The sequence below is a fragment of the Acinetobacter sp. 22512 genome, from assembly GCF_052044755.1.
GTDB lineage: Bacteria > Pseudomonadota > Gammaproteobacteria > Pseudomonadales > Moraxellaceae > Acinetobacter > Acinetobacter pittii.
Window position 1 is genome coordinate 84536 of record NZ_JBQENP010000004.1, and the last position, 14536, is coordinate 99071.

Here is a 14536-nt window from a genome sequence, read left to right on the forward strand (position 1 = left end):
ATTTGGTTATGATGAAACGCTGGCTGAAAAGCTGGCGTTTTTTATGCATATTGTTTTTCTATTCAAGTTTACTCTTTAGCCGCTTGCCTGATCACGGTATACTGCATCGAATTGTTTAAATCAGGTGCTCAGATGCGTCGTGTCATTTGCCTCATCAGTTTATTGAGCAGCAGTATTTTGCTTAGCGCTTGCGGTCAGTCAGGAGCATTGCAGCTACCTTCTGATCCAAATTATGACAAACGTGCAAAATACTTGCTCTATCGTAATAAAGAACAGAAACAAGTTGTGCAACAAGATGAACAGGCTGAACAGTCAGTCGAATCATCAGCAGCTCAACCACAAACTACATCACCTTAAGCTTTGAAATAAGGACACCTTCATGAGTTTCACCCGCATTAATGGAGTATTGCATGCAGAGCAATGTTCTATGGAGCAGCTTGCGCAGCAATTTGGCACACCTTTGTATGTTTATTCAAAAGCAGCTTTTGAAAAACATTACTTAGATATGGACCGTGCTTTTGATTTTATTGATCATCAAATCTGTTTTGCGGTGAAATCTAACTCAAATATAGCTGTTCTTAATGTGTTGGCAAAACTTGGTGCTGGTTTTGATATCGTATCAGGTGGTGAACTTGCACGCGTTTTAAAAGCGGGTGGAGACGCATCTAAAGTTGTTTTTTCTGGTTTAGGTAAAACTGAAGCCGATATCGAAACATCGTTAAATGTAGGCATTGCTTGCTTTAACGTAGAGTCTTATGCAGAACTAGACCGTCTTCAAAAAGTTGCAGCTCGTCTAGGCAAAAAAGCGCCGATTTCTTTACGTGTAAATCCAGACGTAGATGCAAAAACTCATCCTTATATTTCAACAGGCTTAAAAGAAAATAAATTTGGTATTCCAAGTGATACCGTTTATGAAACTTATCAATATGCTGCATCTTTACCAAACCTTGAAATTATTGGAATTGACTGCCACATCGGTTCGCAATTAACCGAGACTAAACCATTCGTTGATGCTTTAGATCGTGTCATGTTGATGATCGAAGAACTAAAAAAACTTGGTATTACTCTTAAACACATTGATATCGGTGGCGGGTTAGGTGTTTGTTATAAATATGAAACACCGCCAAGTGTTGAAGAATATGCCAACTCAATGAAACCTGCTTTAGAAAAGTTAGGTCTCAAGGTTTATATGGAACCAGGTCGTAGCATTAGTGCAAATGCAGGTGTGCTTCTAACAAAAGTTGATTTGCTCAAGCCAACGAGCCACCGTAACTTTGCCATTATTGATGCTGCAATGAATGATTTAATTCGCCCTGCTTTATATGAAGCTTGGATGGATATCCAACCTGTGGTGACAAGTTCAGATACTGAAGAAAAAACTTGGGATCTTGTTGGAGCAATCTGTGAAACAGGTGACTTCATTGGTAAAGATCGTTCATTGGCTTTAAAAGAAAATGACTTGTTGGCTGTTCTTGGCGCTGGTGCTTATGGTTTTGTAATGAGTTCAAATTACAACACACGTGGCCGTGCCGCAGAAGTGATGGTGTCAGGCGATAAAGCCTATTTGATTCGTGAGCGTGAAACGGTTGAATCCCTGTGGGAAAATGAACGCTTGTTGCCTGAGGAGTAAATGAAATGTTGTTAGAATTTACTAAAATGCATGGCCTAGGCAACGACTTTATGGTGGTTGATCTAATCAGCCAACGTGCCTATTTGGATACAGAAACAATTCAACGCTTAGCCGATCGTCATTTTGGCATCGGTTTTGATCAACTTTTAATTGTTGAACCACCAGATTTACCGGAAGCAGATTTTAAATATCGTATTTTTAATGCAGATGGTTCTGAAGTTGAACAATGTGGTAACGGAGTACGCTGTTTTGCTCGTTTTGTACATGAGCGCCATTTAACAACTAAAACAAGTATTACTGTCCAAACCAAAGCAGGTATTGTAAAACCTGAGTTGGGACAAAATGGTTGGGTTCGCGTCAATATGGGCTACCCAAAGTTCTTGCCGAATGAAATTCCATTCATTGCAGAACAACCAGAAGCTTTATATACACTTGAGTTAGCTAACGACCAGAACATTAATATTGATGTGGTCAATATGGGCAATCCTCACGCTGTCACTATTGTTCCAGATGTATTAACTGCTGATGTTGCTGGCATTGGTCCACAAGTTGAGTCACATAAACGTTTCCCTGAACGTGTTAATGCTGGCTTTATGCAAGTAATTGATGAAAAACATATTCGCTTACGTGTATTTGAGCGTGGCGTAGGTGAAACACTTGCATGCGGTACAGGGGCTTGTGCTGCTGCTGTAAGTGGTATGCGCCGTGGCTTACTTGCGAACTCAGTTGAAGTTGAGCTTGCTGGTGGTAAGTTACAAATCGAATGGCAAGAAGGCGATGTGGTCTGGATGACTGGTCCAACAACTCATGTTTATGATGGGCGTTTGGATTTACGTTATTTCCAAGGTTAATAGCATTACCTAAATAGAAGCCTCTTTTCATCAGCTAAAGTGATAAAAGAGGCTTTCTTTTATATGTATAATAATATTTGATTTAATTATCTTTTACTCAAAGCTAATTTCAAAGCAAACAACACAAAAATACTGCCAGTAATTCGGTCCATATATTTCACAAATTTAGGTTGCTTAAGATAACGTGACAGTGGTTGCATAGTCAAAATTAATAAAGTTGACCATAACATTCCAATCACCACATGAATCATTACCAGTCCCATCACCCAAGTAACTGCTGATGCTTGTGGTGGAATAAACTGTGGAAGAAATGAAATATAAAAAATACCAACTTTGGGATTAAGTAAATTACCCAAAAAGCCTTTAATAAACCAATTTTGTGAAGGAGAGGTATTTGAACTATTCTCTTGAATATCTGCAAGTTGGCTACGTGGTTTTAAAATCATATTTAAACCTAACCATGCTAGATAAGCTGCTCCCATCCATTTTAGAATATTAAAAGCGAGATCAGATGCCATGAGCAAAGCACCTAGACCACAGGCAACCACAATTCCCCATACAATACAGCCAAGGCTAATGCCGACAGCTGCTTGAAACGCTTTCGATTTACCTTCAAGTGTTGCTGTACGAATAATTAAAGTCGTATCTAAACCAGGGGTCAGTGTAAGTAAGGTAATCGCAATTAAATAAGGAATGAGTATGGTGGTCATGGCAGCAAGGTCCAATGAATACTTGGTTTAAATTGTAATATATAAATTAGATCAGCATTAGGTTGTGCGGTATCAAATTTTCATGATCACATAGTTTTTGATACACTCAAAAAAATGAGCAAATAAATGGAGAGCAATTTGGATTTTGCATTACAACTGCTCTCAATGTGGTTAAAAGAAAGAAAAATACAGAATCAATCTGAGCACACGATTACTGCTTATGAACGGGATGTTAAAAGCTTTCTTGAGTTCTGCGAGCACAAACAACTAGATTTGAGAAATATTGAAGCTTCAGATTTAAGAGAGTACTTAGCGCAGCGTGTCGAACAGGACCAGTTAAGTTCAAGTAGCATGCAACGTCATCTCACCTCAATTCGTCAATTTATGAAGTGGGCTGAACAAGGTAAATATCTAGAAATTAATCCTACCGACGATTTTAAGTTAAAACGCCAACCTAGACCTTTGCCCGGCATGATCGACATAGAAACGGTTAATCAAATTTTGGATCAACCTATGCCAGAAAAACCGGTTGATCAGCAATTGTGGTTAAGAGATAAAGCCATGCTTGAGTTACTTTACTCAAGTGGTTTACGTTTGGCTGAATTACAGGGTTTAACAGTTAAGGATGTAGATTTTAATCGCCAACTTGTTCGTATTACAGGTAAAGGAAATAAAACACGTATAGTACCATTTGGGAAAAAAGCAAAAGAAAGCCTATTGAACTGGTTGAAAGTTTATAAAATTTGGAAAGGACATTTTGATCAAAACGATTCTGTCTTTATTTCCTTACGAGGAGGGGCGCTCACTCCAAGGCAAATTGAAAAACGAGTGAAGCTTCAGGCACAAAGAGCAGGTGTAAATGTCGATTTACATCCACATTTACTCAGACATTGTTTTGCTAGCCATATGCTATCGAGTAGCGGTGACTTGCGTTCAGTACAAGAAATGCTAGGCCATAGTAATTTATCTACAACACAAATTTATACCCATATTGATTTCGATCATTTGGCTCAAGTGTATGATCAAGCCCATCCAAGGGCACATAAAAGCTAAAAGTTAAAAAATAGACTCAATCAAAGATAATTAAATTGAGATGTTTTAGGTGAATGTAGAGATCATTTGGATTTTTTTACAAATTTGTTTAAGAGAAATAAGGGAAACTACCCAATTGACAATTTTGATCTTTGAGTATTTTGTGGACGACTGGGTCTAAAAAACGTCGGATTTATGGTGTTTAAAAGTAATGTTATGTTTCTAGCTAATATGCTAAATAAGATAAAAAGATACTAAAAATCAATGTATAAAATAGAGTTTAAAAAGAATAAAATAGGTCCTCATAGCAGTCTAAATTTTTTTTATGAACTGATGATTTCATTTTTTTTATGCTGTTCCAGAAAATTGTGACTTGACCGAAATGCCAAACACATTGCAAGATAGGGTACCTAAAAAATTTTAATTGAAGAGTTAATATACTTTTCTCAACATTTACTTTTGCTAGAACAGCCGAGGATTACATGAAGGCTCTTGTTGCTGTAAAACGCGTGGTTGATGCCAACGTTAAAGTTCGTGTTAAGCCGGACAATAGTGGGGTTGACCTTACCAACGTAAAAATGTCAATTAACCCATTTTGTGAAATCGCAGTGGAAGAAGCGGTTCGCTTAAAAGAAAAAGGAACAGTATCAGAAATCGTTGTTGTTTCTGTAGGTCCTAAAGAAGCTCAAGAACAAATCCGTTCTGCAATGGCTCTAGGCGCAGACCGTGGTATTTTGGTTGAAACTACTGATGAAATTGGCGCTTTAGAAGTTGCTAAAATTTTAAAAGGTGTTGTTGAAGCTGAAAAACCAGAACTTATCCTTCTTGGTAAACAAGCAATTGATGATGACTCTAACCAAGTAGGTCAAATGCTTGGTGCATTATTAGGTGCTGGTCAAGGTACATTCGCTTCTGAAGTGAAAGTTGATGGCGGTAAAGTACAAGTGACTCGTGAAGTTGACGGTGGTTTACAAACTGTTGAACTTACACTTCCTGCAATCATCACGACTGACTTGCGTTTGAACGAGCCACGTTATGCAGCATTGCCTAACATCATGAAAGCTCGTAAGAAGCCACTTGATACTAAATCTCCTGCGGATTATGGCGTTACAGCTGGTACTAAGCTTAAAACTGTTAAAGTTGAAGCTCCAGCAGAACGTAAAGCTGGCGTACAAGTGAAATCTGTAGATGAGCTTGTTGAAAAATTGAAAAATGAAGCGAAAGTGATCTAATACGGAAGGATAAAATCATGAGTATTTTAGTTATCGCTGACCACAACAACCAAGTACTTAACGGTGCTACTTTAAACGTTGTTGCTGCAGCACAAAAAATCGGTGGTGATATTACTGTATTAGTTGCTGGTTCTGGTGCTCAAGCAGTTGCTGATGCTGCTGCTAAAGTTGCTGGTGTAAGTAAAGTTTTACTTGCTGACAATGCTGCTTATGCAAACCAATTAGCTGAAAACGTAGCTGGCTTAGTTGCTGACTTGGCTAAAGGTTACAAATACGTTTTAGCTGCTTCTACAACCACTGGTAAGAACATTCTTCCACGTGTTGCTGCTCTTCTTGATGTAAGCATGATCACAGATATCATTTCTGTTGAATCTGCGAACACATTCAAGCGTCCTATCTATGCAGGTAACGCGATTGCAACTGTTCAATCTGACGAAGCAATCATTGTTGGTACTGTTCGTGGTACAGCATTTGATCCAGTTGCTGCGGAAGGCGGTTCAGCTGCTGTTGAAACAGTTGGCGAAGTAAAAGATGCGGGTATTTCTCACTTCGTATCTGAAGAAATCGTTAAGCTTGATCGTCCAGAATTAACTGCGGCTCGCATCGTAGTTTCTGGTGGTCGTGGTGTAGGTTCTGGTGAGAACTATCATAAAGTACTTGATCCATTAGCTGACAAGCTTGGTGCAGCACAAGGTGCTTCACGTGCAGCAGTTGATGCGGGCTTTGTACCTAACGATTTCCAAGTTGGTCAAACTGGTAAAATCGTTGCGCCTGAGCTTTATGTTGCTGTAGGTATTTCTGGTGCGATCCAGCATTTAGCTGGTATGAAAGATTCTAAAGTTATTGTTGCAATCAACAAAGACGAAGAAGCGCCAATCAACAGTGTTGCTGACTACTGGTTAGTTGGTGATTTGAACACTGTAGTACCAGAATTGGTATCTAAACTTTAATCCTTACCGATTAAAGCTAAAAAACCCCTAGTTTTTACTAGGGGTTTTTTATTATGAATAGTGATCTGAAATGTATAACTGAGACTTTTATCTCATTTGAGGTTTGATTTTTATAGAATAAAAATCACATAGTTTTATTAAGAATAGAACATGCTCGTTATGGCGATGTGATAAGAATAATATGCAATTAAATTATACAAATATCACCAGATTCGCGGTGTAGATTCCGCACATTACACAGTGCTTTTATGCTATAGTATACAGCTATATTTTTTTCGATTTTAGTTCAGTTTCCGGAACTAAATTTTTTGCAAGATCAAGACATATAAGCAGATGGAAATTTCTATCTGTAAGAAGGAGTATGCATGAGCGTATCGGAAATCCGACCGATTGCCATTGAGGACGAACTCAAGCATTCATATTTAGATTACGCGATGAGTGTAATCGTATCTCGTGCATTGCCGGATGTGAGAGACGGTCTGAAACCTGTTCACCGTCGTGTGCTTTATGCCATGCACGAATTGGGCAATGACTATAACAAAGCCTACAAGAAATCTGCGCGTGTTGTTGGGGACGTAATCGGTAAATATCACCCTCATGGTGACTCAGCTGTTTATGAAACCATTGTACGTATGGCTCAGGATTTTAGCTTACGTTATTTATTGGTAGATGGTCAGGGTAACTTCGGTTCGATTGATGGTGATAGCGCAGCTGCAATGCGTTATACCGAAGTCCGTATGACTAAGCTTGCACACGAGCTTCTTGCAGATCTAGAAAAAGACACGGTTGATTGGGAAGATAACTACGACGGTTCTGAGCGTATTCCTGAAGTACTTCCGACACGTGTTCCTAACTTGTTAATTAATGGTGCTGCTGGTATTGCCGTAGGTATGGCAACCAACATGGCACCGCATAACATGACAGAAGTTGTGAATGCGTGCTTAGCCTATGCTGACAATCCGAACATCTCGATTGAAGGATTGATGGAATACATTACGGGTCCTGATTTCCCTACAGGCGGTATTATTTACGGTAAATCAGGTATTGTTGATGCCTACCGTACAGGTAAAGGCCGCTTACACATTCGTGGTAAGTACCATTTCGAAGAAGATGAAAAGACAGGCCGTACAACCATCGTCTTTACTGAAATTCCATATCAAGTAAACAAAGCAAGAGTTATTGAACGTATTGCCGAGTTGGTTAAAGAGAAAAAACTTGAAGGTATTTCAGAACTTCGTGATGAGTCTGACAAAGAAGGTATGCGTATTGCAATTGATTTAAAGCGTGGTGAAAACGCTGAAGTCGTTGTAAATAACTTATTCTTAAATACCCAGCTCGAAAACTCATTCAGCATCAATATGGTTTGTCTTGATAACGGACAACCAAAATTGATGAATCTGAAAGATATTATTGCGGCATTTATCCGTCACCGCCAAGAAGTTGTGACACGCCGTACCATGTTCGAACTGCGTAAAGCACGTGAACGTGGTCATATCTTAGAAGGCTTAACAGTTGCTTTAGCCAATATCGATGAAATTATCGAGACGATTAAAACTTCTGCTAACCCTGCTGAAGCGCGTGAGCGTTTACTTGCAGGTGAGTGGGCAGGTGGTGGTGTCGTTTCATTACTTGAAAAAGCTGGCGCAATTTCTGTTCGTCCAGATGAAATCGAAGGTGAAGATCCAAATCGTCCATTTGGTCTAACCGATTCAATTTACCGTTTATCACCAACACAAGTAGGCGCAATTTTAGAATTACGTTTACATCGTTTAACTGGTCTTGAGCAAGACAAATTACATGCAGAATATACTGAGATCTTAGGTCAAATCGCTGAACTTACTGCGATTTTGAATGATTTCAATTTATTGATGGCTGTAATTCGCGAAGAGTTAGCACTGGTACTACAACAGTATGGTGATGGACGTCGCACTGAAATTATTGAATCACGTATTGATTTTAGCCGTGAAGATTTAATTCCTGAAGAACAAGTTGTATTAACGGTTTCACAAACAGGTTACGCAAAAACTCAACCACTTTCAGATTATCAGGCTCAGCGCCGTGGTGGACGTGGTAAGTCTGCAACTTCAATGAAAGATGATGACTTTATTCAACATCTGATTGTAGCTTCAAACCATGCGACTGTGCTTTGCTTTACCAACGTAGGTAAAGTATATCGTCTTCGTGTGTTTGAAGTGCCTCAAGCATCACGTGGTGCCAAAGGCCGTCCGATTGTGAACTTGTTACCTTTAGATGCGAATGAAACAGTAACAGCTATCTTGCCGTTAACTGAGTTCCCAGAAAACCATTACGTATTTATGGCGACAGCGTCAGGTACGGTTAAACGTGTTGATTTAGAGCAATTCGCTAATATCCGTTCAAATGGTTTACGTGCAATTGAACTCAATGAAGAAGATACCTTAATTGGTGTTGCGATTACTGATGGTAATCAGCAAATCATGTTGTTCTCGAACGAAGGTAAGGCAATCCGTTTTGCTGAGACTGACGTACGTGCAATGGGTCGTACTGCGAAAGGTGTTCGTGGTATGCGTGTGAGCTTTGCAAGCAGTACTTTAAGTGAAGAAGATGTAGATGTTGAAAATGATGAATCAGATGACAATGACGATTCAGCAGATTCAAATTTAGTAAGCCGTATCGTATCCCTTGTAGTTGTACCTGAAACAGGTGAAGTACTGTGTGCAAGTGCCAACGGTTATGGTAAGCGTACTCCAGTAAATGACTTCCCGACCAAGAAACGTGGCGGTAAGGGTGTAATTGCGATTAAGACAAGCGAACGTAACGGTGAGCTTGTTGGTGCAGTGTCTATTGATGAAACCAAAGAATTGTTACTTATTTCTGATGGCGGTACATTAGTTCGTACCCGTGCAGCAGAAGTTGCGATGACTGGTCGTAATGCACAAGGTGTACGCCTAATTCGCTTAAGCGAAGAAGAAACTCTAGTAGGTGTTGTGTCTATTGAAGCTGTCGAAGATGAAGAAGAGTTTCTCGAAGGCGAAGTAGATACTACTGAAACTGATAGCGAAGAAGTTGTATCAAATAATGAAGATGCTTCTGAAGAGTAAGTAAAACTTAAATAAAAAAGGAAGCATAAGCTTCCTTTTTTATTTTATGAAGAAGATTTTTTAACAAGCCGATAATAAGATAAACTCACCAATATTAATCCAAGGGTCCCAAGAAAAATCAGCTTTGGTACAACCGTGGCTAATGGAACACCCATCTGGTTAAGTTGCACAAACATTTGTACCCCATGTGTGGAAGGTAAACACCACGCAAGCCATTGTAACCATTCAGGCATGGCTTGATGAGGCCAAGCAGCTCCGGTTAATAAGAATAAAGGTACTGAGCTAAACACAATAATATGTCCGGCACGTTCCGGCATATCTAAAAGTGAACCGATCAGCATGCCTAATCCAATCACACAACTAATAAAAATTGGAACGGCAATGAGTAGACCTATAAAATTTCCACCGTGTGGATAGTCATTGAACCACAAGGTAAAACCAAAAAGATAAAAACACCCTAAACAACCAATCGTAAATATACTTGCGAAAACTCCAGCGAGGCGAACAGCAGTAATCTTTTCACGTTGCTCACGATAGCTAGCTATTAACATTGCCAAACCTAGCACAATCGTTTGATGAATAATCAAAGATGCAACAGCCGGAAAAATATAACTTCCATATCCTGAAAGTGGATTAAATAACGGCACTTGATGAATAGAAAGCGCTGGCTGGAAATGAGTGCGCTGTCCAAATTTTTCAATATATTCTTTTAATGTAGCTTCTATCGAGGTTGCTAGACCTAAACCAATTTCTTTAGTTTTTAAAAAGTTGGTTGTGCTTAAGTATAAGCCGATTCCACCTGTTTCTCCTCTGCGTAAGCTTTGGGTTAAGTTATTTGGTAAAAGTAAAATACCATCGGCTTTTTGCTCACGTACCATTTGTTCAGCTTGTAAAAAATTGCTGGTAACGGTAACGATATGAACATGGGGGCTATTTGCACTTTGGCCAATCAATTGAGAAGTTAAGAGGCTTTGTTCTTCATCAACAATGACAATAGGAATAGATTCTGCACGCTCAGCTTTATAGGCGGTAGGATAAAAAAAGCTATAAAGAATGACCGATAAAATCAGAGTTGTGAAAACTGAGCTATTACTTACAATGTCTTTAAATGTTTGCCCATAAGCCTTAAAGAATTCTTTCATTGTGTTGCCCCTCGAACTAATTTTTTAAGCAATAGACAACTTAAAAAGAAGTAAATCAGGCAATAACCGATGAGTATTAAAAAAGGAATCATTGAAATGAAAATTGGACTGCCGATCACCCATTGTTCGGTTTGAAGCTTAGCATAAGGGGTATAAGGAATAATGAGTGACCAAAATTTGGTGAAAATAGGCGCATTATTTAAAGGTAGCGTAACGCCTGCGAAACTTAAAGAAGAGCCGCCATATACCGCGATAAAGCCAAAAGTTTTACTTAAATTTTTGGTTGCAAGAATGACGGTGCTACTAATCAAAGCGTAGGCAAAATAAAGTAAAAACTGTGCGCATAACAATAAACTAAGAGAACCTGCTACGAACCAGCCACGGATTTCGACTAGCCAAAACATCCATACCCATGTCCATGCACAAAATATAAGGCTATAAAGCAGATTTTTAGCCAGTAAGCCTTGAATAAAACTTTCTCGGTTTACCCATGCTGTTAATGTGCCACGTTTAAGCTCTTGTCCAATAGCAAAGGCAACACAGCAACACAGCAATAAGTGCAATACAGCAGGAACCATGAAAGGTTCTAAATAAAACTCATAGCTCATACTTGGATTATAAAGCGTTGAGATTTTTACATGAGCGGTAGGAACATCTAAATAGGGAATACTATTTGCAAGATAACTTTGACCAGCATAGTCTGCTAAAGCATTGAGGGTACTGACCAGCATTGCTGAAGAAATCGTATTTCCAACACTAAAAAAAGACTGGTTAAATGCAATGCTGATTTGAGCATCTTGTGCTTTCACGAAGCGTTTTTCAGCACCGTCTGGAATGAAAACATAACCCCATATTTTGGTTTCATTGAGTAGTTGTTCAGCCTCCGCAGAGCTTACCGTAATTGTTTTAATGTCTACTGTATGATTCAACGAAAGATACTTTTCAATATTACGGCTGAGTTCGCTTTGGTCCTGATCAATAATCGCAATTGGTAAATGTTCAGCTTTACCTGCATAAAACATGCTGCTAAACAAAAAAATGATAAAAGCAGGGATAAGTGTCACCATACACAAATCCCATTTATTGCTTTTTAGATAGTTTAGTTCCCGTAATATACTGGCAAACATGCTTTATTTTTCTTCTTTAATTTTAAATAGAACGCTCATGCCAACCTTTAAATCTTTGACAGGACGTTCAGGCACCAGATGCAATTTAAAGCTACGAATATCATAGCCCCCAGTTTGGCGAGTCGTTTTTATAGTGGCAAATTCACCTTCCGCATCAATATTCTTGATTTTAAAATTCACATTCTGATTAAGAGCAGGTATGAATCCTTCAAGGGTTTTACTTTTATAAACAGAAGCGTATTGGTTTTCACCAACATTCAAACTTACCCATAAATCATCATCTTCTAAAATGCTGACAACAGGTACACCCATAGCGACTAATTCAGAAGGCTTACCGTAAGTTTTTGAAACTGTACCCGAAATCGGAGAGAGTAAGCGTGTCTCTTCCTCTAAAGCTTTTGCTTCGCTTACCGCTGCTTTTGCAATTTCAACTTGTGCATCTGCTGTAGATTTTTGCTGGCTAGTACTTCCACGTTTTGCACGAGCATATTGTTGATAAGAGGCTTCACTTAATTCTTGAGCAGAGGTCTGTGCTGCGAGCATTTCATCTCGTCTTTGACGCGAAATTACCCCTTGTCTATATAAATTTTCACCACGTTGGTAAGTTGTTTTTGCAAGATTCGCTTGCGCTTTGGTGCTTTGCCAGTTGGCATAAAGAGTATCGATATTTTCTTGTTGCGAACCGCGGTCTACCGTAGATTGAAAGGCTAAAGCTGATTGTAAGGTAGCCAAAGCTTGTTGCTTTTTAGCTTCTATTTCAGGGCTAACCAAACGAACAAGTGGCTGACCTTTGGAAATTTTCTGGCCTTCTTGTACATAAATTTCTTCAATACGACTTGGGACTTTTGTACTTACGTGAATAGTTTCAGCTTCAACACGGCCTTGTAGTTCAATAGGTTTCGGTTGATAACTTTTCCACAAACCAAAAATAATTAAACCTAATAAGGCAATGATGATCAGGCCAATAATCAGTTTAATTTTGGAATTTTTAGGAGGATTGGCGTCATTTTTATTTGCGTTTGATTCTTGATCATTGCTAGCTTGATCATCTTTTGGAGCTTGGTTGGTTTCTGCCGTATCCGCAGCAGGAGAATCTTGTTCTGAATGAGCTGAGTCTTGATTCATTTTATACTCCCCTTAACGAATATAGTCGGTATGTGGTTGATTAACGTAAGCTTTAAATTGGTCAATTGAGCCGTGACTTTGCAGTAAAGTTGCAAGTGATATGACATATTTATAAGCATTTAAAGCCATTTCAGTTTTTAACGCACTTAATGCATTTTGCGCATCAATCACTTGGGTTGCTGTACCCATTCCTTCGCGGAAAGAAAGTTCTTGAATACGTAGGTTTTCTTGAGCAGCATTTACGTTTCTTTGTAAAAGCTGATGACTTTGCTGAGCAGAGTCAAGCTCGTTATATGATTTATTCAAAAGAGCTTCAATCTCTTGTTTGGTTCGTTCAGTCATGAGTTCAGAAGCGTAACGCTTTAATTCAGCGGCATGAATATTCTTATTTTTATCTACCCCAGAAAATAGATTGTATTTTGCCATTACACCGACAATCCAATTTTCATTTTCATCAAGCGCATATTCACCAAATGCAAATAAACTTGGTTTTTTTGCTGCTTGTTGAGCTTGAATATTGACATTAGCCAGTTGAGTATCCATCTGCATTTTTTGTACAAGGCTAGATTTTTGTGAATAACTGGTTAAAATTGATTCTAGAGACTGGCTTGGAGTGTTATTTACAAATAAAGGTGTACTTAAATCTACATTATTTTGTTGATGTAAAAGGTTATTAAGGCTAAAGCGGCTGGCGTTTAAGTTAGCTTGAGTATTTTGTAAAGTACGTTCTGCATTATTACGAGCGACTTCAAACTGCATGCGTTGCCCTTTACTAATAAATCCTTGTTGTTCCAGCTTTAGGGCATTGCTGTAATGTTTTTGCATCGCATTAAAGTTAAATAAGCTACTTGCGACCAGCTGCTGCTGTAATTGCACATTAAAGTAACTTTGTACTACTTCAAATCGCTGTATATCCTGCTGTTGTTGGCTTGAAAGCTCAGAGCGCTGTGCTTGTATATTAGCTATTTTTTTTGCGCTGCTGGTTAAGCCGCCTGTATAGAGTGGCATTACGACTGAAATCGAAGGGCGTACCACCTGATCTTCGATAGTCAGATTCGCATAATCAGGAAAGCGATTTATACCATCATGTATGGTTTGGTTTGCGCCTTCTTGAACTTGTCCCAGCACATCTGATGGAATGACATTGCTCCACTGTGAAAGTTTGTCATTTAGTCCTTGGCTTAAATCATTTTCAAGTTTTTGTTTAAAAGCCCCAAGAGGTACATCTGTTTCACTATGAAAAGCGTAGGCTCTGACATTCAAATCAACTCTAGGTAATCCGAGGCCCTTTACTGCTTCAGCTTCTAATTGAGATGCTTGCTGTAATGCTTGGTTGGCTTGAGTACTGTATGAACTTTTTAAAGCTTGTTGTTCTGCTTCGGCATAACTTAAGCTTCCGGCATATAAATGATTAGTGAAAAAAAAGCCTAAAGCCAAAGCAAGATGTTTTGGTTTAAATGAAAAGGGAAAAATAGACTGTCTATATCGATGTGTTGGCATTTTAAATAACAATTTTTGGCATCCCTTATAGTTTAAATTTCTTGTTATTAAATTCAATTATCATCTTGTTTATTATACATTTGTATAAAAACATGGTGGTTTTTAGCTCCTTTAATTATTGAATTTACTAAGCCAATATTTTTGTAATAGCTATCAA

The 14536-nt window shown here is 38.7% G+C and carries 12 protein-coding genes; 7 read left to right on the forward strand and 5 right to left on the reverse strand.

The window, feature by feature from the left end; genetic code table 11:
* Positions 1 to 132 precede the first annotated feature (132 nt).
* The 3 genes from lptM to dapF are packed head-to-tail and all read left to right on the forward strand — an operon-like array spanning position 133 to position 2481.
* Positions 133 to 357, forward strand: a complete 225-nt coding sequence (lptM, locus tag ACTJJG_RS06065) for an LPS translocon maturation chaperone LptM (protein ID WP_001255198.1) — start codon at positions 133 to 135, stop codon at positions 355 to 357.
* A gap of 22 nt (positions 358 to 379) precedes the next feature.
* Positions 380 to 1630 (forward strand): diaminopimelate decarboxylase, encoded by a 1251-nt coding sequence (gene lysA / locus ACTJJG_RS06070; RefSeq protein WP_069120487.1) that lies wholly within the window; start codon positions 380 to 382, stop codon positions 1628 to 1630.
* A 5-nt stretch (positions 1631 to 1635) separates the two neighbouring features.
* Positions 1636 to 2481: a diaminopimelate epimerase gene (dapF, locus tag ACTJJG_RS06075; RefSeq protein ID WP_017399221.1), complete on the forward strand. Its 846-nt coding sequence runs from the start codon at positions 1636 to 1638 to the stop codon at positions 2479 to 2481.
* 86 nt (positions 2482 to 2567) lie between these two features.
* On the opposite strand, the gene ACTJJG_RS06080 is transcribed toward dapF, so the two are convergent.
* Positions 2568 to 3191, reverse strand: coding sequence for a LysE family translocator (locus ACTJJG_RS06080; RefSeq protein ID WP_005067713.1), 624 nt, complete (start codon positions 3189 to 3191; stop codon positions 2568 to 2570).
* A gap of 165 nt (positions 3192 to 3356) precedes the next feature.
* Here ACTJJG_RS06080 and xerA point away from each other — a divergent pair, with 165 nt between their 5' ends.
* From xerA to gyrA, 4 genes are all read left to right on the forward strand, one after another.
* Positions 3357 to 4244, forward strand: a complete 888-nt coding sequence (xerA, locus tag ACTJJG_RS06085; protein ID WP_080631163.1) for a site-specific tyrosine recombinase/integron integrase — start codon at positions 3357 to 3359, stop codon at positions 4242 to 4244.
* Between the two features lie 461 nt (positions 4245 to 4705).
* Complete coding sequence (locus tag ACTJJG_RS06090; RefSeq protein WP_002118903.1) at positions 4706 to 5455, forward strand: electron transfer flavoprotein subunit beta/FixA family protein; 750 nt, start codon at positions 4706 to 4708, stop codon at positions 5453 to 5455.
* A gap of 17 nt (positions 5456 to 5472) precedes the next feature.
* The gene (locus tag ACTJJG_RS06095) at positions 5473 to 6405 is read left to right on the forward strand and encodes an electron transfer flavoprotein subunit alpha/FixB family protein (protein ID WP_002118921.1); all 933 of its coding nucleotides are present in this window, start codon (positions 5473 to 5475) and stop codon (positions 6403 to 6405) included.
* 365 nt (positions 6406 to 6770) lie between these two features.
* On the forward strand, positions 6771 to 9485 hold the full coding sequence (gene gyrA / locus ACTJJG_RS06100; RefSeq protein ID WP_017399225.1) for a DNA gyrase subunit A: 2715 nt from the start codon (positions 6771 to 6773) through the stop codon (positions 9483 to 9485).
* Between the two features lie 44 nt (positions 9486 to 9529).
* Here gyrA and ACTJJG_RS06105 read toward each other — a convergent pair whose 3' ends face one another.
* From ACTJJG_RS06105 to ACTJJG_RS06120, 4 genes are read right to left on the reverse strand one after another with little or no spacing between them, the layout of a single operon-like run.
* Positions 9530 to 10627 carry an A1S_2622 family ABC transporter permease subunit gene (locus ACTJJG_RS06105; protein ID WP_045126691.1) on the reverse strand — a complete coding sequence of 366 codons (1098 nt, stop codon included), beginning with the start codon at positions 10625 to 10627 and terminating at the stop codon, positions 9530 to 9532.
* A complete protein-coding gene (locus ACTJJG_RS06110) occupies positions 10624 to 11754 on the reverse strand; it encodes an ABC transporter permease (RefSeq protein ID WP_185126870.1) in 1131 nt (376 codons plus the stop codon). The genes ACTJJG_RS06105 and ACTJJG_RS06110 overlap by 4 nt, the downstream gene beginning before the upstream one ends.
* 3 nt (positions 11755 to 11757) lie before the next feature.
* Entirely contained in the window at positions 11758 to 12879 is a 1122-nt protein-coding gene (locus tag ACTJJG_RS06115) for an HlyD family secretion protein (RefSeq protein ID WP_017399228.1), read from the reverse strand.
* A gap of 12 nt (positions 12880 to 12891) precedes the next feature.
* Positions 12892 to 14379, reverse strand: coding sequence for a TolC family protein (locus ACTJJG_RS06120; protein ID WP_440608917.1), 1488 nt, complete (start codon positions 14377 to 14379; stop codon positions 12892 to 12894).
* Positions 14380 to 14536 lie beyond the last annotated feature (157 nt).